This is a genomic window from Limnomicrobium aquaticum (genome assembly GCF_040545545.1).
Lineage (GTDB): Bacteria > Pseudomonadota > Alphaproteobacteria > Rhizobiales > Rhizobiaceae > Ensifer_A > Ensifer_A aquaticum.
Genome location: NZ_JBEPMB010000003.1, coordinates 372,824 through 394,764, shown reverse-complemented (window position 1 = coordinate 394,764; position 21,941 = coordinate 372,824). Strand labels below are relative to the sequence as shown.

General features: G+C 62.8%; 19 protein-coding genes and 1 riboswitch. Of the genes, 11 read left to right on the top strand and 8 right to left on the bottom strand.

Annotated features, from left to right (window positions below):
- Positions 1-82: 82 nt before the first annotated feature.
- Complete coding sequence (locus tag ABID16_RS13425; RefSeq protein WP_354556851.1) at positions 83-2,386, top strand: xanthine dehydrogenase family protein molybdopterin-binding subunit; 2,304 nt, start codon at positions 83-85, stop codon at positions 2,384-2,386.
- Between the two features lie 250 nt (positions 2,387-2,636).
- Here ABID16_RS13425 and ABID16_RS13420 read toward each other — a convergent pair whose 3' ends face one another.
- From ABID16_RS13420 to ABID16_RS13405, 4 genes are all read right to left on the bottom strand, one after another.
- Positions 2,637-3,620: a FecCD family ABC transporter permease gene (locus ABID16_RS13420; protein ID WP_354556891.1), complete on the bottom strand. Its 984-nt coding sequence runs from the start codon at positions 3,618-3,620 to the stop codon at positions 2,637-2,639.
- A 29-nt stretch (positions 3,621-3,649) separates the two neighbouring features.
- Positions 3,650-4,597 carry an ABC transporter substrate-binding protein gene (locus ABID16_RS13415; RefSeq protein WP_354556850.1) on the bottom strand — a complete coding sequence of 316 codons (948 nt, stop codon included), beginning with the start codon at positions 4,595-4,597 and terminating at the stop codon, positions 3,650-3,652.
- 14 nt (positions 4,598-4,611) lie between these two features.
- Positions 4,612-5,385 carry an ABC transporter ATP-binding protein gene (locus ABID16_RS13410; RefSeq protein ID WP_354556849.1) on the bottom strand — a complete coding sequence of 258 codons (774 nt, stop codon included), beginning with the start codon at positions 5,383-5,385 and terminating at the stop codon, positions 4,612-4,614.
- Between the two features lie 99 nt (positions 5,386-5,484).
- A riboswitch (cobalamin riboswitch) is annotated at positions 5,485-5,699 on the bottom strand.
- 114 nt (positions 5,700-5,813) lie between these two features.
- Positions 5,814-6,845, bottom strand: a complete 1,032-nt coding sequence (locus ABID16_RS13405; protein WP_354556848.1) for a substrate-binding domain-containing protein — start codon at positions 6,843-6,845, stop codon at positions 5,814-5,816.
- Positions 6,846-6,969: 124 nt separating this feature from the next.
- Between ABID16_RS13405 and ABID16_RS13400 the strand changes: the two genes are divergently transcribed.
- From ABID16_RS13400 to ABID16_RS13370, 7 genes are all read left to right on the top strand, one after another.
- Entirely contained in the window at positions 6,970-8,001 is a 1,032-nt protein-coding gene (locus tag ABID16_RS13400; RefSeq protein ID WP_354556847.1) for a Gfo/Idh/MocA family protein, read from the top strand.
- 14 nt (positions 8,002-8,015) lie between these two features.
- Positions 8,016-8,948, top strand: a complete 933-nt coding sequence (locus tag ABID16_RS13395) for a sugar phosphate isomerase/epimerase family protein (protein ID WP_354556846.1) — start codon at positions 8,016-8,018, stop codon at positions 8,946-8,948.
- Between the two features lie 55 nt (positions 8,949-9,003).
- Entirely contained in the window at positions 9,004-10,212 is a 1,209-nt protein-coding gene (locus ABID16_RS13390) for an ABC transporter substrate-binding protein (RefSeq protein ID WP_354556845.1), read from the top strand.
- Positions 10,213-10,329: 117 nt separating this feature from the next.
- Positions 10,330-11,232, top strand: coding sequence for a carbohydrate ABC transporter permease (locus tag ABID16_RS13385; RefSeq protein ID WP_354556844.1), 903 nt, complete (start codon positions 10,330-10,332; stop codon positions 11,230-11,232).
- Complete coding sequence (locus ABID16_RS13380; RefSeq protein WP_354556843.1) at positions 11,222-12,052, top strand: carbohydrate ABC transporter permease; 831 nt, start codon at positions 11,222-11,224, stop codon at positions 12,050-12,052. Before ABID16_RS13385 ends, ABID16_RS13380 begins: the two co-directional genes overlap by 11 nt.
- Complete coding sequence (locus ABID16_RS13375; RefSeq protein ID WP_354556842.1) at positions 12,049-13,131, top strand: ABC transporter ATP-binding protein; 1,083 nt, start codon at positions 12,049-12,051, stop codon at positions 13,129-13,131. The genes ABID16_RS13380 and ABID16_RS13375 overlap by 4 nt, the downstream gene beginning before the upstream one ends.
- A gap of 154 nt (positions 13,132-13,285) precedes the next feature.
- The gene (locus tag ABID16_RS13370; protein ID WP_354556841.1) at positions 13,286-15,163 is read left to right on the top strand and encodes a DEAD/DEAH box helicase; all 1,878 of its coding nucleotides are present in this window, start codon (positions 13,286-13,288) and stop codon (positions 15,161-15,163) included.
- Positions 15,164-15,202: 39 nt separating this feature from the next.
- Here the strand turns inward: ABID16_RS13370 and ABID16_RS13365 are convergent, their stop codons facing one another.
- On the bottom strand, positions 15,203-16,114 hold the full coding sequence (locus ABID16_RS13365) for a LysR family transcriptional regulator (RefSeq protein WP_354556840.1): 912 nt from the start codon (positions 16,112-16,114) through the stop codon (positions 15,203-15,205).
- A gap of 135 nt (positions 16,115-16,249) precedes the next feature.
- Between ABID16_RS13365 and ABID16_RS13360 the strand changes: the two genes are divergently transcribed.
- From ABID16_RS13360 to ABID16_RS13350, 3 genes are all read left to right on the top strand, one after another.
- Positions 16,250-16,579 (top strand): nuclear transport factor 2 family protein, encoded by a 330-nt coding sequence (locus tag ABID16_RS13360; RefSeq protein WP_354556839.1) that lies wholly within the window; start codon positions 16,250-16,252, stop codon positions 16,577-16,579.
- On the top strand, positions 16,576-17,358 hold the full coding sequence (locus tag ABID16_RS13355) for an SDR family oxidoreductase (protein ID WP_354556838.1): 783 nt from the start codon (positions 16,576-16,578) through the stop codon (positions 17,356-17,358). Before ABID16_RS13360 ends, ABID16_RS13355 begins: the two co-directional genes overlap by 4 nt.
- Before the next feature lie 243 nt (positions 17,359-17,601).
- Positions 17,602-17,892 (top strand): GIY-YIG nuclease family protein, encoded by a 291-nt coding sequence (locus ABID16_RS13350; protein ID WP_354556837.1) that lies wholly within the window; start codon positions 17,602-17,604, stop codon positions 17,890-17,892.
- A gap of 219 nt (positions 17,893-18,111) precedes the next feature.
- Here the strand turns inward: ABID16_RS13350 and ABID16_RS13345 are convergent, their stop codons facing one another.
- From ABID16_RS13345 to ABID16_RS13335, 3 genes are all read right to left on the bottom strand, one after another.
- Positions 18,112-18,888: a KilA-N domain-containing protein gene (locus ABID16_RS13345; protein WP_354556836.1), complete on the bottom strand. Its 777-nt coding sequence runs from the start codon at positions 18,886-18,888 to the stop codon at positions 18,112-18,114.
- A 314-nt stretch (positions 18,889-19,202) separates the two neighbouring features.
- Complete coding sequence (locus tag ABID16_RS13340) at positions 19,203-20,822, bottom strand: cisplatin damage response ATP-dependent DNA ligase (protein WP_354556835.1); 1,620 nt, start codon at positions 20,820-20,822, stop codon at positions 19,203-19,205.
- Positions 20,822-21,832: a ligase-associated DNA damage response exonuclease gene (locus tag ABID16_RS13335; RefSeq protein WP_354556834.1), complete on the bottom strand. Its 1,011-nt coding sequence runs from the start codon at positions 21,830-21,832 to the stop codon at positions 20,822-20,824. Before ABID16_RS13335 ends, ABID16_RS13340 begins: the two co-directional genes overlap by 1 nt.
- Between the last annotated feature and the right edge of the window lie 109 nt (positions 21,833-21,941).

The window sequence follows — 21,941 nt, the reverse complement described above, 5'->3', positions numbered from 1 at the left end:
TATTCCCGGGCGCATGACCATCGTCGCGTCCTGACACAGCAGCACCGCCTGGTGCGTCGCCTGCCTGATTCCGGAGGAAAACATGAACGTCTACACCGCGAAATTCGGCTTGGGAGCCTCTGTCCTGCGCCTTGAAGACAACGCACTCCTGAAAGGCGAGGGCAGGTTTACCGACGATCTGAAGTTCGAAGGCGTGCTCCACGGTTATGTCCTGCGCTCCCCGGTCGCCAGTGGCACCTTCAAGATCAATTCCGTCGAGGCCGCGCGCGAGGTGCCGGGCGTGCATCTTGTGCTCACCGCGGAAGACATCTCGCATTTGCCAGATCTGCCGCCGCAGGCGCTGCTGCCGGGCGAAGATGGCCAAAAGCCGGTGCCACACGGCATTCCGCTCCTCTGTCGCGAGCGCGTGCGCTATGTCGGCGATGCGGTCGCCTTCATTGTCGCCGAAAGCCGGGCACTCGCGCAGGATGCCGCAGAGCTGATAGACATCGACTACGAGATGGACGACGCCGTGATCGGCGCGGAGGCAGCGCTGGCCGAGGGTGCGCCGAAGGTCTGGCCCGACCTTCCTTCCAACGCCGCCGTCACCTATCGCATGGGTGACCGCGCGAAAGCGCAAGCGGCCTTCGAAAAGGCCGCCCATGTCAGCCGCATCGAATTCATCAACAACCGTCTTGTGTGCAACTACATGGAGCCACGTTCCGGCGTCGCCGAATGGAAGGGCGACGATGAAGGCTTCGTGCTGACGACCGGCACGCAAGGCGTGCATGGCTTCCAGGGCATTCTGGCGAAGGATATCTTCAAGATCGCGCCCGAGAAAATCCGCGTGCTCACCTTCGACGTCGGCGGCGCCTTCGGGCCCAAGAGCTTCGTCTATCGCGAATATCCGCTGATCATGGAAGCCGCCCGCCAGCTTGGCCGCCCCGTCAAATGGACCGCCGACCGCACCGAGCATTTCCTGACCGATGCCCAGGGCCGAGACAATCTCTCGGTCGCCGAAATGGCGATGGACGAGAACGGCCGCTTCCTGGCGCTGCGTGTGCGCACCAAGGCAAGCTTCGGCGCCTATATCTCGCAATTCGGCCCTTATATTCCGTATGTCGGCGCGACCATGCTGACGGGCGTATACGATCTGCCCGCCGTCGATATCGCCGTCACCTGCTACTATGACAACGCCTGCCCGGTCGACGCCTATCGCGGCGCGGGTCGCCCGGAGGCAGCCCTTCTTCTCGAAAAGCTCGCGGATCAGTGCGCCCGTGACCTCGGCCTCGCTGCGGATGAAATCCGCCGTCGCAATTTCGTGCGGCCGGAGCAGTTTCCCTACAAGACCGTGCTCGGCCGCTCCTATGATGTCGGCAATTTCGAACAGCACCTGAATGCGGCGCTGGAAAAGGCCGGCTGGGCTGACTTCGACACACGCCTCAAAGCCTCGAAGTCGCAGGGCAAAATCCGCGGCATCGGCCTTGCCACCTATATCGAATGCTGCGCCTTCCCCGGCGGCGAGCCGGTGCATCTGACGCTGGAAACCGACGGCACGGTGACGCTCGACATCGGCACACAGGCCGGCGGCCAGGGACACCTGACGGCCTATACGCAGTTCGTCTCCGACAAGCTCAACCTGCCGCCGGAGAAGATCAAGGTCCGCCAGGGCGACACGTCGCGGCTATCGTCCGGCGGCGGCACGGGCGGTTCCCGCTCCATCCCGCTCGGCGGCGTGTCCGCGGCTCGGGCCGGCGAAGATCTGGCGAAGAAGATTCGCAAGATGGCGGCCGAAGAGCTGGAAGCGGCGGAAGCCGATATCGAGTTCGACGACGGCATCGCCCGCATCGCAGGCACCGACCGGCAGGTGGATTTTGCGACGCTCGCCGGCAAGGCGAAGCAGCCGGAAGACCTTAAGGGGCTTGGTGAGTTCACGGCTGAAGAATGCACATATCCGAATGGCACGCATATCTGCGAGGTCGAGATCGACCCGGAAACGGGCGCGCTGGAGATTGTCGGCTATACGGTGATGGACGATTTCGGCGTCGTGGTGAACCCGATCCTGCTCCAGGGCCAGGTTCATGGCGGCATCGTGCAGGGCATCGGTCAGGCGCTGACGGAAGGCGCGGTCTATGCCGAGGATGGCCAGCTGCTCACGGCAAGCTTCATGGATTATGCCATGCCGCGCGCCGACAACCTGCCGATGTTCGACTGGAACGGCGCGCATGTGCCCTCCACCATCAACCCGCTCGGGATCAAGGGCGCCGGTGAAGCCGGCACGATCGGCGCAACACCGGCGGCGCTGAATGCCGTCACTGACGCGCTCTACCGCGCCTACGGCATCGGCCATATCGAAATGCCAACGACGCCGCAGCGGATATGGCAGGCAATCCAGTCGGCGAAATGAGACGCTGACGGAAGATAGCGGATGAGAGTTCAGGCGCTGCGGCGCGATGCCCAGCTTGTTTCTCAGCGCTCGCGGCACCCCCTCACCCCGCCTCCGCTTTGCTCGGCGGACCTCTCCCCGATGGGGCGAGGATGCCCGAGAGCGCCGCGGCATATTCCCTCTTCTCCCCATCGGGGAGAAGGTGGCCCGAAGGGTCGGATGAGGGGGCTGCCGCACCCGAAACGCTTGCTTTGTAATGATTATCCGGCGCTCAACGCTTCCCATGCATCAGCATGGCAATCACGAAAAACGCCCCGATGGAACTTGTCACCACGCCCACCGGCAGTTCCTGCGGCGGCAGAAGCGTGCGCGCCAGCAGATCGCTGCCGAGCATCAGCTCAGCCCCGATCAGGCTGCAAACAATCGCCAGCCGCGCATGCAGCGGCCCGGCAAAGGTGCGCGCGATATGCGGCACCATGAGGCCGATGAAGCCGATCACTCCGGTGATCGAGACAAGCAGCGCCGTCGAGAAGCTGGCGATCAGAAAGGTGACGTTGCGCAGGCGCTTCACCGGCACGCCGAGGCTTTCCGCCGTTTCGGCGCCGCCCAATAGCGCATCGAGTTGCCGGTGGCGCGCCAGCGTATAGGCCAGCACCAGCCCGGCGCCGGCAAGACCGATGCCGATATTGTGCCAGCTCGACAACCCCAGTCCGCCCATAGTCCAGAAGAGCACTGAATGGGCAGCGCGCTGGTCGCCGGAAAAGACGAGATAATTGGTGACCGCCGTGAAGAGGAACGACACGGCAAGCCCGGCCAGCACCAGCCGCTCATTCCCTTGCCCCTCCGTACGACGCAACAAAAAGAGCACCGCCCCGGTCGCGCACATGCCGCCGGTGAAGGCCGCAATCGGCAGGGTGAAGACGCCGAGCTGGTCGCCAACACGGGTGATGACCGCAACGGCCCCCGCCGCCGCCCCCGCAGAGAGACCGAAGAGGAACGGATCGGCGAGATCGTTGCGTGTGATCGTCTGGAGAAGCAGGCCGATGACCGCGAGCCCCGCTCCAACTGCAATCGCCACCAGCGCGCGCGGCAGGCGGAGGTCGACGATGATGCGGTCAATTGGGGTTGGCACGCTGGCGTGGCTCAGCCCCATGGCGCGGGCTATCGCGCCGGCGACCTGATCCAGCGGGATCACCGTCGATCCATAGGCGACCGAAATGCAGGCGAGGATGACGACAGCGAGGATTGCCGCCATCACGCCAAAGACAAACCGAGTGGTCACGTTCAGAACGCTTCCGGATGCAGCGCGCGGGCGATCTTGTCGATGGCCTTGACGTTGTCCGGGCCGGGCGTCAGCTCTTCATAGCGGAGTGCGACGAAACGATTGTTCTTCACCGCGTCGGTTTCCTTCATCGCCGGATGGTTTTTCAGGAAATCCAGCAGCTTCTTGTAGCCGGCGCCATCCTGGTAATCGAGGAGGACGAGGAATTGCGGATTGCGCGCGGCGACCGTTTCCCAGTCCGCATTGCCCCAGCTGGTTTGCATGTCGGCCATGATGTTCGTGCCACCGGCGGCCTCGATCATGGCGCTCGGGATGGCAAACTTGCCGGCCGTGAACGGCTTGTCCTCTCCGGAATCGTAGAGGAAGACCCGCGTGCCGGCATTCTTGCCGACCTTGGCGCCGATCTCGGCCAGCTGCGCCTTCCAGCCGTCAATCAGCTTCGTAGCCTCGGCTTCCTTGCCGAAAATCTTGCCGAGCTTGTCCATGTCGCCGAACAAGAGGTCCATGGAGGCGGCGGGGCGGTTCTTGTCGAGATGGACGCAGCTTTCCGTCAGCACCAGTGTCTTGATGCCGTGCTCCGCCAGCGTATCCGGCGTCACCTCGCCGCCTGGCTTCATGCCGTAATACCAGCCGGCGAAGAAGAAATCGGGATTGGCCGAGAGGATGTTTTCCATCGTCGGATATTTCGGCGCAAGCTCCGGGATCGAGCCTTGCTCCTTCTTGAATTCGTCGTCCAGCTTGTACCAGCCGGACACGCCGGTGATGCCGACGATTTCGGGCTGGAGGCCGAGCGCGAAGGCCATCTTGGACATGTTGATGTCGTTGATGACGGCCCGCTTCGGGGCGGCCTCGAAGGTCAGCGGCTTACCGCAGCTATCGACCGTGACAGGAAAGGCAAAGGCGGAGCTTGCGGCCAGCGACAGCAGCAGGCCGAGGGTCAGGCGTCTCATGATGGTTCTCTCGGTCAGTGATGGGTCATGGAAAGGTCGAAAACCGTCAGCTCGCGGTTTTCATGCGGATGCGGCAGGCGCAGCAGATCGATACCGAAGACCTCGCGCACCAGATCGCGCGACAGGCTCTCGTCCGAGGAGACGAGCCGGCCGTCGCGCATGACGGCCACGCGGGTGGCGAAATCCGGCACGAGATTGAGATCGTGGAGAACGGCAACCACCGTCAGATCGAGTTCCGCGACCAGCGCCAGCAGCGCACCGCGAGCACGCGGGTCGAGATGGTTCGTCGGCTCGTCTAGGAAAAGAAAGCGTGGCTCCTGCGCCAGCGCGCGGGCAATCTGCGCCCGCTGGCGCTCGCCGCCGGAGAGAAGTCCCATTTCGCGCCTGGCGAGAGCTGAAAGTCCTGTGCGTTCCATGGCCGCGTCGATCAACGCGGCCTCCTCCGCGCGCGTCTTGCGCATCGCATGCGGAATGCGGCCGAGCGCGACGTAATCGCGAACCGAAATGCGCCGGTCCGGCTGGTCGGCCTGGCCGACGACGGCAATCTGGCGGGCGCGATCGATGGGTTTGAGACCATGAAGCGGCTTGCCGTCAAGCTCGACGGAACCGGCATACGGGCGGCTCATGCCGCACATCAGTTTCAGCAGCGTCGTCTTGCCTGCCCCGTTCGGGCCGATGATGGCCAGGCGATCGCCGTTGCGGATGTCGAGTGAAACGCAATCGACAATCGACGCGCCGTTTGCGGTGCGGAAGGTCAGGTCCTGGGCTTTGAGCGCAGTCAAGGTCATCTCATCTCTCGGCAATCGGCGCTGGAGAAGGATGATCGGCCATCAGAACGCCAAAACGCGCCCGATGGTCATCAGCACTTCCCGGCACACCCCGTCCGGTTGCTACGTGTCTTGACGGCAGGTCTCCTGGCTTGCGGGTCCAAAGCTCTATCTGCCTTCCCGGCCTTGTTCAGGCCAGTGGCATCGTTGACAGAGCCTCACCGCTTACAGTTGCGGGGGCAGCCATGGTTTCGGCCCCATTCGGGTCGTCCTCACCATGTTCCCTATTAATCCTTCCGGCTTGGCCTTCAGGAACCGTCACCGCCAGTTATGCGCCGCGCCGGACAATTGTCAAGCACGACCGCCGTCGCTTCATTACGTAATGTTATTACATTACATAATCGGAAGGCGTCAAGCTCGCTGGTGACGACAAGGCTAATTTGTCGGGCTCACGCGGGATTGCGCGGCGGCTGAAGCGACTTGCCCTGCACGAAAGTCAGCGGCACGATCTCGCCCCGGCGGCGGCCGATCTCCTCGTCAGGCGACAGAAGATCGAGCACCGTTTCACCCAGCCGCGTGCCGAGCGCATCGAGGTCGAGCCGGAAACAGGCGGGCGCAGGATTGAGAAAGCGCATCAGCGGGTTTTCGCGGAAGGCAACGACAGAAATATCCCTGCCGGCCTCAATCCCCATTTCTGCGAAGGCCGCATAGACGCCGGCGGCCGTCACTTCGGAGCAGAGCAGCAGCGCCGTCGGCTGGCCCGCCATGCCAGCCACCTGCTTGCCGAGGCTGAAGCCGCCGAGTTCGCTGGTCGGCACGCGGATGAGCAGGCTCTCATCCACCGGGATACCCGCCTCCGCCAGGCCCTTCAGATAACCGGCCTTATAGTGATAGCCGAGCGCGACATCGTTATCCGGCAAACCGACGGCGATGCGCCGGTGGCCGAGCTTCACGGCCTCCTGCACCGAGCGGCGCGCCACGCCCTCGAAATCAAGGTCGATCCAGGAATAATTGCCCGGCGTCTCGCTGCGGCCGAGCGTCATGAAAGGGAGTTTCGACTTCGCCAGTTGCGCGATGCGGTGATCGACGCGGCGCGTGGCGGTCATCACCAGCGCATCGACGATGCCGCGCGCGATGACACGCGACAGGAACTCGACCGGATCGTCCGCCGAATGGCAGGGCAGGATCACCAGATCGTAGCGCTGTTCGGCGAGATAGAGGTTCATCGCATCGAGCACGACATAGAAGAACTGGTCGCCGGCCTGATGCGCGGGATGGCCCGTCTCGATGACGAAGCCGATCGTGTTCGTTGCCCCGCGCCGGAGCGAGCGCCCCGACTGGTTGGCGACATAGCCAAGTTCGGTGGCTGCTTTGAGAACCTTTTCAAGTGTTTCCGGGTGAACGCCGGGGCGGTTGTTGAGCGCACGTGACACCGTTCCGATGGAAATATTGAGATGGTCGGCCAGCCGACGGATGTTCATAACGCGTGCCTCGTAAACGTTTCCAAGATTTTCTTGACACGTCTCTAGACCCATGGCAACTTTCGTAAACGTTTACGAGACGACCGCGACGGAGGAAGCGCGGCGTTCTGGGAGGAGATCTGGTATGCTGACCGCCGTCATGGCGGGGTGCGGAGCTATGTCCGATGGATGGCTCGTAGCACTTCGTGAAATTCCCTTTCTGAAGGACAATGTGCGCCTCGTCGGCATGGTCGATCTCGACCCGCAAGTGGCCGTGCGCCGCGCCGAAAAGCATGGGCTCGATGGCATTTCCATCAGCGACGATCTTCCCGACATGCTGACTCAGCTGAAGCCCGATCTGCTCTTCGATCTCGTCGTTCCCCCGGCCCGCTTCGCAGTTGTCGAGGCCGGTCTTGCAGCCGGCTGCAATGTTCTTTCCGAAAAGCCGATGGCGAACACGCTTCCCGAAGCCAAGGCACTGGTCGAGCTTGCGGAAAAGTCCGGCAAGGTCCACGCCGTCATCCAGAATCGCCGCTTCCTTGCCGGCATCCGCCGCGTCAAGGCGCTGATCGAGACCGGGACGCTCGGCGAGCTCACCGCAGTGCATGTCGACTTCTTCATCGGCGCCCATTTCGGCGGCTTCCGCGACGCGATGGACCATGTTCTGCTGCTCGACATGGCGATCCACACATTCGATGCCGCCCGCTATCTCATCGCCCGCAAGCCAGTCTCCGTCTATTGCCGCGAAACCAATCCCAAGGGTTCCTGGTATGCGCATGGCGCGGCAGCGGACGCGCTGTTCGACTTCGAGGATGGCGTGGCCATGACCTATCGCGGCTCGTGGTGCGCGGAAGGGGCGAATACGGCCTGGGAAGCCACTTGGAGGATCATCGGCACGAAGGGCACGCTGCTCTGGGACGGCAATGAGGGCTTCGAGGCCCATGTCGTCGCCGGCGATGAAGGCTTCTTCCGGCCGCTCGAAGCCATTGAAGTCCCGCCGCTCGGCGAGCCGCTGATCGAGGGCCACGGCGGCGTGATTGCCGACTTCGTCCGCTCGGTCCTGAACGGCGCTACCCCGCTCACCGTCGGCTCCGACAATATCCAGAGCCTCGCCATGGTCGCCGCGGCCATCGAGAGCGCCAACGCAGGCGAAAAGCGCCGCGTCGATTTGACTTGAAAGAGGAACCTCCCATGACCAATCCCGCAAAAGCGATCCGCATCGGAACCATGGTCGCCGCCCATGGCGGACAGGCCGCCGAGCGCATCGGCCAGATTGCCGATCTCGGCTTTGAAAGCTTCGAGCCCTTTTTCTGGCAGACCACCAACGGGCAGAACCTTGCGGATCTCGGCAAGCGCTGCGTGGAAGCAATCGGCGACCGCGATATCACCATCTCGACGCTCGGCATGTTCGGCAATCCGCTGGAAGGCGACAAGCTGGACCTGGAAACGCTGCAGGGCTGGAAGGATTGCATCGACAATGCCCACCACTTCGGCGCGACCTGCGTTGCCGGTTTCACCGGCCGCGTCCGTAACAAGCCGCTGACCGACAGCCTGCCGCGCTACCGCGAAATCTGGAGCGAACTGGCAAAGCGGGCCGCCGACAAGGGCGTGAAGATCGCGTTTGAGAACTGCGCCATGGACGGCAACTGGCAGACCGGCGACTGGAACATCGCGCATAATCCGGATGCCTGGGAGCTGATGTTCAACGAAACGCCGGACGACAATCTCGGCCTCGAATGGGAGCCCTGCCACCAGCTCGTCTATCTCATCGACCCGCTGCCGCAGATCCGCAAATGGGCAAGCAAAATCTTCCACGTTCACGGCAAGGACGCCACCGTGCGCTGGGATGTGGTGCGCGAGCACGGCATTTTCGGCAAGCATCCCTTCGTCTTCATGCGCACGCCGGGCTTCGGCGACAGCAACTGGACGGACATCATCAGCGAGCTTCGTCTGGGCGGCTATTCCGGCGCCATCGATATCGAGGGCTGGCACGATCCGGTCTATCGCGATGCGCTGGAAATGACCGGCCAGGTGCGTGCGCTCAACTACCTGAAAGATTGCCGCGGCGGCGACTTCGTCGACATCACGGCGCAATATGAAGGCGGCGACCCGTCGCTTTTGTGAGGAGGAGACGCCGGTAGACCGGCAACATCGTCATCATGATCAAAGGAGGAGTATCATGACTATTGCAAAGCTGATGGGCGCGGTCGCGCTTGTAACGCTCTCGACGCCCGCATGGGCGGAGCCTGTCACCATCAATCTCTGGACCGTCGACCGGCCCGGCGAATATCACTACAAGATGGCCGAGGAATTCTCGGCCAAGAACCCGGATATCAAGGTCAATGTCCGCTCGGTCCAGTTCCCGGACATGGTCAACGAGCTGGCGAAGGCCATGGCGACCGGCGAAGCGCCGGACGTGACCTACATCGACAACCCGGACGTCGCACTCTTTGCCTCGCGCAAGCTGCTGCTCGACATGAAGCCGATGATCGACAAGAGCACCGTCATCAAGCTCGACACGATCTTTCCCGGCCCGCTGGCGTCCGTCAGCTACAAGGGTGGCGTCTACGGCGTTCCGCGCGGCGCCAACACGATCGCGCTCTACTATAACGCCGACCTGTTCAAGGCCGCAGGCCTCGATCCGGCCAAGCCGCCGAAAACCTGGGACGAGCTTTACGCGGCCGCCAAGAAACTGACCAACAAGGACAAGGGCGTCTATGGTCTGGCCTTCTCGGCAACGGCCTCGGAAGAAGGCACGTTCCAGTTCCTGCCCTGGCTGCAGATGGCAGGTGGCGACTATAACAAGGTCAATGTGCCGGGCGGTGTCGAGGCGCTGACGCTCTGGAAGAAGTTCATCGACGAGGGTCTCGCCTCCAAGGACACGCTGATCCGCGGACAGTGGGACTCCACCGGCACGTTCAACGCCGGCAATGCCGCCATGGACATTTCCGGCCCCTGGGAACTGCCGCGCATGAGCAAGGATGCGAAGTTCGACTATCGCGTAGCACTCCTGCCCGTGCCGAAGGAAGGCGCACCCCGCGCCTCGGCGCTGGGTGAAGGCGACAACGTGATCGTTGCCAACTCCAAGCACCCGAAGGAAGCCTTCAAGTTCGTCGAATATATGTACGAGCAGATGCCGCGCGCATGGAACGAATTCGGCTATATGCCGGCCTATCCGGTGAAGGTTGACAAGCCGAACTATCCGCAGGCTTACGAGATATTCAACGAGTCCATGAAGTTCGCGCGCAATCGCGGGCCGAGCCCGGATTGGGCCAAGGTCTCCAAGGCGATCCAGACGGCCATCCAGACCACGCTGACCGGCCAATCCTCCCCGGAAAATGCGTTGGCGGCGGCCCAGAAGTCCATCGACGGGGTTCTCGGCAAATAAGGCCTGACGTCGATTGCCTTGTGAAACGGCCGCGGGCGGGCGTCCTCCTGCCCGCGGCCAGTTGAGACATCGCTAATAAGATGCTCATCTGGAATCCACGCATGCCGGGAGGGCGCAGTGTTACGGTTCAATCGTGTTTTCCGCGATGGCGGCGGCTTTGACAGCGTGCTCGTGCTGCTGGCGCTTGCCTATCTCGTCGCCTTCTCGGCCTTCCCGCTGATCTACAATCTGGTCATTTCCTTCCAGAGCGTCGATCTCTTCACCATCGCCACCTTCGACCGCCCCTTTGTCGGGCTCGAAAACTATCGCGATATTGTGGGCGATCCGCTGTTCTGGCCAGTGGTGCGCAACACCATCCTGTTCGTCGGCCTGTCGGTCGCCTTCCAGCTCGGCATCGGCCTTGCGCTCGCCCTCTTCTTCCGCCTCGATTTTCCGGGCGCAACCTGGCTGCGCGGCCTGTTTCTGGCCGGCTGGATCATGCCGGGTCTCGTCGTCGGGGCGATCTGGGGCTGGCTGCTTGCCGGCGATTTCGGCGTGGTCAACTGGCTCATCCAGTCGCTGGGCCTGACACAGCAGAAGATCTTCTGGCTCTCCGATCCGTCCATCTCGATCTATTCGGTGATCATCGCCAATATCTGGCTCGGCGTGCCCTTCAACATGATCCTGCTCTCAGTCGGGCTCGCCGCCATCCCCGCAGACGTATACGAGGCGGCGGAACTCGACGGCGCGACCCGGCTGCAGCGCTTCTTCACCATCACCCTGCCGATGATGCGGGCGCAGCTCGGCGCCGTCATCTCGCTCGGCATCATCTTCACGCTCCAGCAATTCGACCTCTTTGCCGCCCTGACGCAGGGCGGGCCGTCGAACGCCTCCAACGTTCTGCAATACTGGTCCTGGGAGCTCGCCTTTCGCGAATACCGTATCGGCCATGGCTCGGTCGTCTCGGTCTTCATGATCATCGTGGTGATCTTCGTCGCCACCGCTTATGTCCGCTCGACGAGGCACGAACATGTTGTCTAGCACCCCCTGGAAACGCTGGCTGCTGCTGGCCATCGCGGTTCTGCTCGTCGCGATCTATCTCTTCCCGCTTTACTGGATGTATGTCACCGCGCTGAAGACGAATACCGAGACCTTCGCCAATCCGCCCACACTCTGGCCGCATCATGCGGAACTCAAGGTCGCCCGCGTGTGGAATGACATGGGCATGGGCTCCTTCATTCAGAACTCGCTGATCATTGCCTGCGGCACCGTCACCCTTGTCGTGCTCTTCGGCACGGGCTGCGCCTATGGGCTGGCCCGTGTGCGTTCGGTCTGGATGGATGTAGCGCTGTTCATGGTGTTGATGCTGCAGGTCTTGCCGCCCTCGCTGCTGATCACGCCGATCTTCGTCGCCTTCAGCCAGTTGGGGCTTCTCTCCTGGCCGCGTACTGGCACCATCCTCGCAACTGCCGCCAACAAGCTGCCGCTCTATATCGTGCTGGTGCGCGCCGCCTTCACGCAGGTGCCGCGCGAGCTGGAGGAGGCGGCGCTCGTCGACGGCAACAGCCGCATCGGCGCGTTCCTGTCGATTTCCGTACCGCTGGCGCGCAACGGCATCCTTGTCTCGGCGATCCTGATCTTCCTGCAGGCGCTGGGCGAATATGTCTATTCCCGCTCGCTCATCACCGATCGTGCCTATCAGCCCGCGACCGTTGGCCTGCAATTCTTCGTCGGGCCGAATGCGTCGGACTGGACCGGCATCATGACCTTCGCGGCGATCTATGTGACGCCCATCCTCATTATCTTCGTCCTGCTTCAGCGCCGCATCGTCAGCGGCCTGACTTCCGGAGCGCTCAAATGACCCTGCAGATCGAATTGTCCGGCATCCAGAAATATTACGGCGGCTATCACGCCCTGCGCGGGATCGACATCGCCATCCCGAAGGGCCAGTTCGTGGCGCTTGTCGGCCCGTCGGGCTGCGGCAAGTCCACGCTCCTGCGCACCATTGCGGGTCTGGAGACGATCAGCAGCGGCGCGATCCGCATCAAGGGCGAGGACATCACCCGCCAGCCGCCGCGCCTGCGCGACATCGCGATGGTGTTCCAGTCCTATGCGCTCTACCCGCATATGACGGTCGAAAAGAACCTCACCTATTCGCTCCGGCTGAAGGGCGTAGGACGAGCAGAGGCCCGCCGCAAGGCCGAGGAGATCGCGGCCATCACCGGCCTTGGCCCCTTGCTCGACCGCTATCCGCGCGAACTCTCCGGCGGCCAGCGTCAGCGTGTCGCCATGGGCCGCGCCATCATCCGCAACCCAAAAGCCTTCCTCTTCGACGAGCCGCTGTCGAACCTCGATGCGGCGCTGCGTGTCCACATGCGCGCCGAAGTGCGCAAGCTGCATAACAGCCTTGGCGCGACCTCCGTCTATGTGACGCATGACCAGATCGAAGCCATGACCATGGCCGACCATGTCGTCGTCATGCGCGCGGGCGTGATCGAGCAGCAGGGCGCGCCGCTCGACCTCTACGACCGCCCCGTCAATCGCTTCGTCGCAGGCTTCATCGGCTCGCCGGCGATGAATTTCATCGACGGCATCGTCACCGAAACCGGGAACAGCGTCCGCCTCGCCCTGCCCGGCGACCCGACACTTTCCTTCTCCGGCCACCGCCCCGCCGGTGAAGCAGTAACCGTTGGCTTACGCCCCGAACACCTGAACGTTGTTTCCGACACCGCGACTGGCAACACCCTGCGCCTGCCCGTCTCGCTCGTCGAACAGACAGGCTCGATGACCTATGTCGTCACCGAAACCGAGCCCATGCTGACGGTGGCCGCCAACATGAGCCGCGCGATCCTGACCGCGAAAATCCTCGACGTGCAGATCAATCCGGCCCATGTCTATCTCTTCGACCGGACGAGCGAGGCAGCGCTCAGGAGCCTCTGACTTCGCGGGCGCGCGGTAACCCTGAAACGGCGTCTTCCGGTGCCGTATTTCGTCTGGCCTGTACATTTTGCCAAAGTGCAGGTAGAAGGCGCGCATGATTGATCCCGCAGCGTGCTCTTGAGGCACCAGCCGGTCCTGTTCCGAAAGATTCCGCATGACGATTTTCGACGGCGTTGCGACGCCGCTTGGCAACGCGCTTCAAAAGCGCGGCTACACGCAATTGACCCCCGTGCAGGAGGCGATGCGCTCAGACGACCTGAAGGGCCGCGACGCGCTCGTGTCCGCCAAGACCGGCTCCGGCAAGACGGTGGCCTTCGGCCTGGCAATAGCCCACGACATCCTCGGCGAAAACCGCCTTTTCGGCCCCGCTGAAGCGCCGCTGGCGCTCGCCATTGCCCCGACCCGCGAGCTTGCCATGCAGGTCGCCCGCGAACTGGAATGGCTCTATGCCGAGACGCATGCCGTGATTGCCACCTGCGTCGGGGGGATGGACACGCGGAAAGAGCGCCGGGCGCTGGAGCGCGGCTGCCATATCGTCGTCGGGACGCCGGGACGTCTGCGCGACCACATAACACGCAATGCGCTCGACCTCTCCAACCTCGCCGCCGTCGTGCTGGACGAGGCGGACGAGATGCTCGATCTCGGCTTCCGCGACGACCTCGAATTCATTCTCGGAGCGTCGCCTGCCGAACGGCGCACGCTGATGTTTTCGGCAACCGTGCCGAAGTCGATTGCGACGCTCGCCAAGAGCTACCAGCGCGACGCGATGCGCATCACTACGGCGGCGGAAGAACAGCAGCACAGCGATATCGAATATCGCGCGCTGCTGTGCGCCAACCATGACCGAGAAAATGCGATCCTCAACACGCTGCGCTATTACGATGCCGCAACGGCCATCGTCTTCTGCTCGACGCGTGCAGCCGTCGCGCATCTGACGGCGCGCTTCTCCAATCGCGGCTTCCCCGCCGTGTCGCTGTCGGGGGAACTCTCGCAGAGCGAACGCAGCCACGCGCTGCAGGCCATGCGCGACGGCCGCGCCCGCGTCTGTATCGCGACCGACGTCGCCGCCCGCGGCATTGACCTGCCGAGCCTCGAACTCGTCGTCCATGCCGACCTGCCGACCAATGCCGAAACACTGAAGCATCGCAGCGGCCGCACCGGCCGCGCGGGCCGCAAGGGCGTCTCCGCCCTCATCGTGCCGCTGCCCGCCCGCCGCAAGGCCGAGCGCCTGCTCGATGCCGCCGGCATCCAGGCCGAATGGGCCAACCCGCCGACAGCAGCCGCCATCCTGCAGCGCGACGACGAACGGCTGATCGACGATCCGGAACTGCAGCTTCCCGTCGATGAGGACGACCGCGACATGGCGGCCCGCCTCATCGAGGCGCATGGCGCCGACAAGATCGCCGCCGCCTATATCCGCCATTTCCGTTCCACGCGCTTTGCGCCGGAGGACATCCAGGAAATGACCGTCTACGCGCCGAAGAGCCGCGAAGGCAAGGAACCGCGCGAACGCAAAACGCAGGATTTCGAGGCACAGCCCGCCCGCGCCCGCGAAGACTTTGACGAAAGTGTCTGGTTCTCGCTCTCCGTCGGCCGCAAGCAGAATGCCGAACCGCGCTGGCTCATTCCCATGCTCTGCCGCGCCGGCAATATCGGCAAGCGCGATATCGGCTCGATCAAGATGCAGCCGGCCGAAACCTTCGTCGAGATCCACGCCAGCGCCGCCGACCGCTTCATGGCATCGCTCGGCCCGAAGATGCTGATCGAGGACAAGCTCCGCGTCAAGAAACTCGACGGCCGCCCCGACATGTCTCGCAGCGGCCCCCGCGAGGGTGGAAACCGCGACGAGCGCCCGCAAGGCGAGTTCAAGAAGCCCGACTGGAAGAAGAAGGGCGACTACGCCGGCAAGACCGACGGCGGCAAGCCGCCCTACAAGGGCAAGAGCTTCGACGGCAAGCCGGGTGGGAAAACCTCCGAGAAGCCCTTCAACAAGGGTTCGAAGCCGGACTGGAAGAAGAAAAAGGGCAACTAAGGCGATCTATGCTCGCAAGAGTTGCAGATTGCGGGCCGGTTATACGCTCCGCATCGCGCCCCTAACAAGCGTCCGCGCCATTTCCACGAAGGCGCGGAACGCCGCCGGCGGGTTCTTTCGCCCCGGATAATAGAGGCAGAGCGGCGCCGTGGGCGGGGTCCAGTCCTGAAGCACCCGCTCCAGACGCCCGACGGCGATATCCTCGCGCACATCGGCTTCCATGAAGAAGCCGATGCCGATCCCTTCCAGAACCGCGATGCGCGCGAGCGTGGCCTCATCGAGCGTAATGGGACCGTCAACGTCGATCTGTACCGATTTCCCTTCCTTTTCGAAGTGCCAGCGATAGAGCGCGCCATTGGGTAAGCGGATGCGAACGCAGCGGTGGCTCAAGAGGTCCGGCGGAACACTCGGCTTTCCATTCGCTTCGAAATAGGATGGTGTCGCGACCACCGCGAAACTGCGGGGCGGCCCCAGCGGAACCGCGATCATGTCGCTCGGCACGAGGTCAGCCGTTCGGATGCCCATGTCGAAGCCTTCCGCCACGATATCGACGATGCGGCCTTCCGTCACCAGATCGATGTGAACCTGCGGATACCGCCGCAGGAACTCCAGCAGGAGCGGCGCCAGAATTTCGCGCGCGCCGCTCGCGAAGGCGTTGATGCGCAGGGTTCCCGCCGGGATCTCCTGCTGCGACCGGGCGGTTGCCATCGCCTCCTGGATCTCGCGAAGCGCCGGCGCCACCTGTTCCACAAAGGCACGACCGGCATCTGTCAGCGAGACGCTGCGGGTGGTGCGATTGAAGAGACGCACGCCCAGCTGCCCCTCGACCTTGCCGATCAGATTGCTGAGCGCCGTCGTCGAAAGCCCGAGTTCCGGCGCGGCGGCGCGGAATGAGTTCCGCGCGGCAATGGCGAGCACCGCTTCCAGCTCCAACAGACCGTGTCGTGACATTATCCCGTTTTCCGAAATATTACATCCGCTTTTATCCCACTTATTGAAACATCGGTCCAGCCTTAGATTGTCCCCATCGATGCCGTTCCGGCCCACTGGCCCGGCACTGACAGAAGCGAAACAAGGAGACGAAACATGTATTTCCAGCTACCCGAGGCGATTGCCGCCTATTTCAAGGCCGACCGGAACACCAATGCCGACGCCTTGGCAGCGTGCTTTAGCGACGATGCGGTCGTGACGGACGAAAGGAATGTCTATCGCGGCCGCGATGCCATCCGCCGCTGGAGGGCCGAGGCCTCGACCAAGTACACCTACACGGTTACGCCTTTCGCGATGACCACGGAAGGGCATCGCACGGTGGTGTCCAGCCACCTCGTCGGCGACTTCCCCGGCAGCCCGCTCGACCTGCGCTATTTCTTCGTCCTCGATAAGGAGAAGATCGCCGAACTGGAGATCAAACCATGATCCCGTTCGTCAGCTTACAGGGCAAGCGTGCGCTCGTCACCTCGGGCACGCGCGGCGCCGGGGCGGCGACCGTCAGCCTGTTTCGCGAACTCGGCGCAACCGTGATGACCAGCGCCCGCACCAGGCCTGCCACTCTGGAAGAGGGCGCACACTTCGTCGCGGCAGACCTCACCACGAGCGAAGGCTGCTCAACCCTCGCCGCTGCCGTCCGGGACCGCCTCGGCGGCGTGGACATCGTCATTCACATGCTCGGCGGCTCCTCGTCGCCAGCGGGCGGCTTCGCGGCCCTCGGCGACGCCGAGTGGGCACGGGAGCTGGACCTCAACCTGATGCCGGCGGTGCGGCTCGACCGCGCCCTCCTCCCCGGCATGATCGCGCAAGGCGGCGGCGTGGTCGTCCATGTCTCCTCCATCCAGCGGATCATGCCGCTACCCGAAGCCACGACCGCCTATGCGGCGGCGAAGGCGGCACTCTCCACCTACAGCAAGGCCCTGTCGAAAGAAGTCTCGCCGAAGGGCGTCCGCGTCGTCCGCGTCTCGCCCGGCTGGATCGAAACCGAAGCCGCCATCCGCTTCGCCGAACGGCTCGGAACCGAAAACGGCGGAGACATCGAAGACGGCAAACGCCTGATCATGGCCTCCCTCGGCGGCATTCCGCTCGGCCGCCCGTCCTCCCCACAAGAAATCGCCAACCTCATCGCCTTCCTCGCCTCGGATCGCGCCAGCAGCATCACGGGGACGGAGTTTGTGATCGATGGGGGGACGGTGCCGACGGTGTGAGGGGGAATAAGCTCGACGGAGAGGTTTCCACACGCGGCGACTTCCCGCTTCCGTCATACCGGCCTTGAGCCGGTATCCAGCCACGGCGCGTCCGCGCCGTGAAAGGAGTCTTTCGCGATCACGGACGTGATCGCACTGGATGCCGGTTCAAGTCCGGCATGACGGAGTGAAAGGAAGCCGTCGAGGCCAAACAACATCCGCCAGAGTGTTGCAACAAAGAGCAACCCAATTTACAACCATAGCATGAAAGGCTATGTGTATATCCTCGCCTCGAAACGCAACGGAACGCTTTACACCGGCGTCACCAGCGACCTGCCGCGCCGGCTTTACGAACACCAGAACAATGTGACACCGGGATTCACCTCCACCTATGGCGTCAAGACGTTGGTCTGGTTCGAGGAATTCGATCTGGTGACCGATGCGATTGCCCGCGAGAAGGCGATCAAGAACTGGCCCCGGAAATGGAAGCTCGACCTGATCGAGACCATGAACCCGGATTGGGAGGATATCGCGCATTATCTGCTGTTGTTGTGAGGCGGAGCCACATCCGAAACGGCCAATGTGTCGGTCGGCGCTCCCCAAAACTCCGTCATCCCGGACTTGATCCGGGATCCAGCCAGCCCGCGTCTGCGGGCTGAAAGGATTCGTCAAGTGCGTGCTTCGTAGGAAGAGTCTCCCGCGCGATGGACATCGCGCACTGGTTGCCGGATCAAGTCCGGCATGACGGGGGCGTGGTTGAACGCCCCCATCTTCTCAAAAAAGCTTCTTTTGCCGGTTCTTTCTATCCGCGTCGATGGCACTGCCAATTGAAGTTGCTGCGAACCTTGTTTCATCGCGACATTCAACATAACCATCCGATCGAGCCTGCTCGATGCGCTCGGTCGCCAGTGCTTCAGCAGCCATCGCGAAAGCCAATTCGCTCGTAGTCATATGATCCCGCAGATTTACCCTCTTAGGAAGTCCTCGAGCGGTCTTAACCTGGCTTGCGGTCCCACCTAGTATAGGCTTGTAGACCTCATTCGTGCAGTTTGCGTAGTCAAAAGGCTTCTCAACACCGTGATCTTTTAATGTTGCGGTATAGTCTTTCCGCACCTGCTTTCCGATGAGCCGATGACGCTCTCTGGCCTCATCAACGTGTCGTCTAGCATTTTCGCGAATCTCGGAATGAAGAGACTCATCACCTTTTTTGTATCGAAGAAATACTTCACGGATTTCCACAGCGAGACTTGGCGAAAGGTACGCTGCATAACCCAACGCAAGATTTTCATCTGCCCAGACGCCACCTTCTGGACCTTTCTTTGTGTACCACGCCGCTTTGATATCTTCAGGCGCAAAAAGACCGGACTTTCCCGTCTTTTTCTTAATTAAGGCGGCCACTTGCCTTTGACTTCCCGGCAGGCCCATCCAATCCGAAGGGGTCTGATTTTTTGTGAATCCAGCCGCGATATGAATATCAGACAAGCTCACAAGACCGTTTTCATCGACACGAATTTTAGTCTTTTTGAAAATCATATTTTTCATTTCTGGCATAGGACATAAGCCTTTCGTTATGTCTTTATGCGGCAGCGCAACAAATCACTTGACAACGGGTGGGAGGATACCCAAATAGTCTGCATGTGATCACATAGCCTGCCGCAAGGTTGGTAACTCAGGCCCGGATGGCGCGCCAACGCCTCCGGGCCGACTCGTTTGGTGTGCGAAATTTCGCCACACAACCACTGGAATCTAGGCGGGATTGCGCCAATTTCAAGTATTAATAAATTATTATTATTGCAGACTAGCCGCCGATAGCTTTCAGGCGTCCTTAACAGTTCAAGAGCGGAGCGGCTGCTTCGAGCACACCCTCACCTCTCCCCCACCAACCCCATCAACGTCTCCAGCCGATCCGCCTCGATCGGCGGCTTGTCCATTCTCAGCCGCGCGATCCGCGGAAACCGCATCGCGACGCCCGACTTGTGCCGGTTGGACAATGCGATCCCCTCAAAGGCCACTTCCAGCACGAAGCCCTTTTGCGGTTCGGCGCGCACCGCGCGGACGGGGCCGAAGCGGTCTGTGGTGTTGTTGCGGACGAATTTGTCGAGCACTTCCAGTTCCTCGTCGGTGAAGCCGAAATAGGCCTTGCCGACGGGGACGAGGACCTCTTCGCCGGGGGCGCCGGTCCAGACGCCGAAGGTGAAGTCGGAATAGTAGCTGGAGCGCTTGCCGTGGCCGCGCTGGGCATACATCATCACCGCGTCGATGAGATAGGGGTCGCGCTTCCACTTGAACCATTCGCCCTTGACGCGGCCGGCCTGATAACGGCTTTCGCGGCGCTTGATCATGACGCCTTCGATGACCGGATCGGGCGGGTCGAGCCGCAGCTTTTCCAGGCCCTCCCAGCTGTCGAAGGGGACTGTGGGCGAGAGATCGAAGCGGTCATGTGCGGCGCCCTCGATGAGGTGGGAAAGCTCCTCGCGGCGCGTCTCCAGCCCCTCGCCGCGCACGTCCTTTTCGCCCTTGAAGAGGAGGTCGTAGGCGCGGATGAAGGCGGGGTAGTCGGTCAGATGCTGCTTCGTCACCGTCTTCCGGTTCAGCCGCTGCTGCAGGTCGGAAAAGGTCAACGTCGGCGCATTGCTGCGCGACGTGCCGCCGATCAGCAGCTCGCCATCGATGACGCCTTCGAAATCCACCGCCTCCAGCACATCCGGAAAGGCGTCGGAGATATCGTCGCCGCTGCGCGAATAGAGTTTCCGGCGGCTGCCCGAGGCCGAGAGCTGCACGCGGATGCCATCCCATTTCCATTCGGCGAGGAAATCGGCGGGATCCATCTTCTTCAGGTCCTCGTCGCCGACGGGATGCGCCAGCATGACGGAATGGAAGATGGCGGGCGTGGCGAGCACCGGCTTGTCCGCCCTGCCCTCCAGCCAGGCGAAGAGATCGACGTAAGGCGGGGCCAAGCCATGCCACAGCGTTTCGATCTCGGTAATATCGATGCCGCTCATCTGGGCGAGCGCCTGCTTGGCGAGCCGGGCGGAAATGCCGATACGCAGGTTGCCCATGGCGAGTTTCAGGAAGGCATAGCGGCCGCTGGCATCCAGCCTGTCGAGCAGGGAGCGTAAGTGGGAACGCACCGTGCTGCGGCTGAGCGCATTCAGTTCCTCGACGACGGCGGCAAGACGCGGCGAATCCGGTTGCTTGTCCTGGCGCAATTCCGGCGCCTGCCAGACCAGCGAAACGGTTTCGGCCAGATCACCCACATAGTCATAGGAATAGCGGAAGAGTTCGGCATCCATCTGCTCCAGCACCAGATCGCGGATGAGCGCGGGCTTGACCAGATGGATGTCGAGCGTGCCGGTGAGTGCGGCCAGCGCATAGCCGCGATCCGGGTCAGGCGCGGTGGCGAAATAGTCGGCCAGCAGCGTCAGTTTTCCATTACGCTGCGGCGTCAGCACCAGCCGGTCGAGAAGGTTGGCGAAGGCTTCCATCAGTCGCCCTCGTCTTCATAGCCGACGAGATGCAGCGGCTTGGCGGCCACGCCCTGCAGCTCGCACCAGCGCACCAGCGCCTCCTCGCGCCCATGCGTCACCCAGACTTCGCTGGGCGCGATCTCGCGGATCGTCGCCGTCAGCTCGTCCCAGTCGCAATGGTCGGAAATGATCAGCGGCAGCTCGACGCCGCGCTGGCGCACCCGCTGGCGCACCATCATCCAGCCGGAGGCAAAGCCGGTCAGCGGCTCGGCAAAGCGCCGCGCCCAGCGGTAGGAAAAGGAGGATGGCGGGCCGATGACCACCGCGCCGCGATAATCCGGCCGCTCAGCCTTCTCCACCGTCGCGGGGCGCAACTCGCCGAGATCGATCCCCTCGCTCTGGTAATAGCGGCAGAGCTTGTCGAGCGAACCGTGAATATAGATCGGCGCGTCGTAACCCTGCCGGCGCAAGAGCGCGATCACCCGCTGCGCCTTGCCCAGCGCATAGGCGCCGATCATGTGCGTGCGCTCGGGGAAGAGTTTCAGCGAGGCGATGAGCTTGCCCATCTCCCTGTCCGGATCGGGATGGCGAAACACAGGAAGACCAAAGGTCGCCTCGGTGATGAAGACATCACAGGCCACCGGCTCGAAGGCTTCCGCCGTCGGATCGGGGGAGCGCTTGTAGTCGCCGGAGACGACGATGCGCGTGCCGTCCATCTCAACGGCGATCTGCGCCGAGCCGAGCACATGGCCGGCGGGGTGGAAGCGGACCGTAACGCCGTTGATGGCGATCGTCTCGCCGAAGCTTGCGGCCTGTTCAGTCCCGCAGAAATCCGCGCCATAGCGCAGCCCCATGATATCCAGCGTCCGCCGCGTCGCCAGCACCGCGCCGTGGCCGGGCCGCGCGTGGTCGGAATGCCCATGGGTGATCAGCGCCCGCTCGACCAGCCGCACCGGATCGATATAGAAGCCGCCCGGCCGGCAATAAAGCCCCTCGGGTCTCGGGCTCAGAAGCTGCTCGGCATCCATCGGGTGGCGGGACCTCATTGAGATGGCAGGGGCAAGTGGTCAACGCCCATATGATGCGCGGGTTCCGGGGAATTCAAGAGCGCGCGGTGAGGTATACGAGGAAGGGGGC

Bases quoted from the DNA above. Each gene is read 5' to 3' on its own strand.
- ABID16_RS13425 (WP_354556851.1), top strand. From the start codon at position 83: ATGAACGTCTACACCGCGAAATTCGGCTTGGGAGCCTCTGTCCTGCGC.
- ABID16_RS13420 (WP_354556891.1), bottom strand. From the start codon at position 3,620: ATGGCGGCAATCCTCGCTGTCGTCATCCTCGCCTGCATTTCGGTCGCC.
- ABID16_RS13415 (WP_354556850.1), bottom strand. From the start codon at position 4,597: ATGAGACGCCTGACCCTCGGCCTGCTGCTGTCGCTGGCCGCAAGCTCC.
- ABID16_RS13410 (WP_354556849.1), bottom strand. From the start codon at position 5,385: ATGACCTTGACTGCGCTCAAAGCCCAGGACCTGACCTTCCGCACCGCA.
- ABID16_RS13405 (WP_354556848.1), bottom strand. From the start codon at position 6,845: ATGAACATCCGTCGGCTGGCCGACCATCTCAATATTTCCATCGGAACG.
- ABID16_RS13400 (WP_354556847.1), top strand. From the start codon at position 6,970: ATGCTGACCGCCGTCATGGCGGGGTGCGGAGCTATGTCCGATGGATGG.
- ABID16_RS13395 (WP_354556846.1), top strand. From the start codon at position 8,016: ATGACCAATCCCGCAAAAGCGATCCGCATCGGAACCATGGTCGCCGCC.
- ABID16_RS13390 (WP_354556845.1), top strand. From the start codon at position 9,004: ATGACTATTGCAAAGCTGATGGGCGCGGTCGCGCTTGTAACGCTCTCG.
- ABID16_RS13380 (WP_354556843.1), top strand. From the start codon at position 11,222: ATGTTGTCTAGCACCCCCTGGAAACGCTGGCTGCTGCTGGCCATCGCG.
- ABID16_RS13375 (WP_354556842.1), top strand. From the start codon at position 12,049: ATGACCCTGCAGATCGAATTGTCCGGCATCCAGAAATATTACGGCGGC.
- ABID16_RS13370 (WP_354556841.1), top strand. From the start codon at position 13,286: ATGACGATTTTCGACGGCGTTGCGACGCCGCTTGGCAACGCGCTTCAA.
- ABID16_RS13365 (WP_354556840.1), bottom strand. From the start codon at position 16,114: ATGTCACGACACGGTCTGTTGGAGCTGGAAGCGGTGCTCGCCATTGCC.
- ABID16_RS13360 (WP_354556839.1), top strand. From the start codon at position 16,250: ATGTATTTCCAGCTACCCGAGGCGATTGCCGCCTATTTCAAGGCCGAC.
- ABID16_RS13355 (WP_354556838.1), top strand. From the start codon at position 16,576: ATGATCCCGTTCGTCAGCTTACAGGGCAAGCGTGCGCTCGTCACCTCG.
- ABID16_RS13350 (WP_354556837.1), top strand. From the start codon at position 17,602: ATGAAAGGCTATGTGTATATCCTCGCCTCGAAACGCAACGGAACGCTT.
- ABID16_RS13345 (WP_354556836.1), bottom strand. From the start codon at position 18,888: ATGCCAGAAATGAAAAATATGATTTTCAAAAAGACTAAAATTCGTGTC.
- ABID16_RS13340 (WP_354556835.1), bottom strand. From the start codon at position 20,822: ATGGAAGCCTTCGCCAACCTTCTCGACCGGCTGGTGCTGACGCCGCAG.
- ABID16_RS13335 (WP_354556834.1), bottom strand. From the start codon at position 21,832: ATGGATGCCGAGCAGCTTCTGAGCCCGAGACCCGAGGGGCTTTATTGC.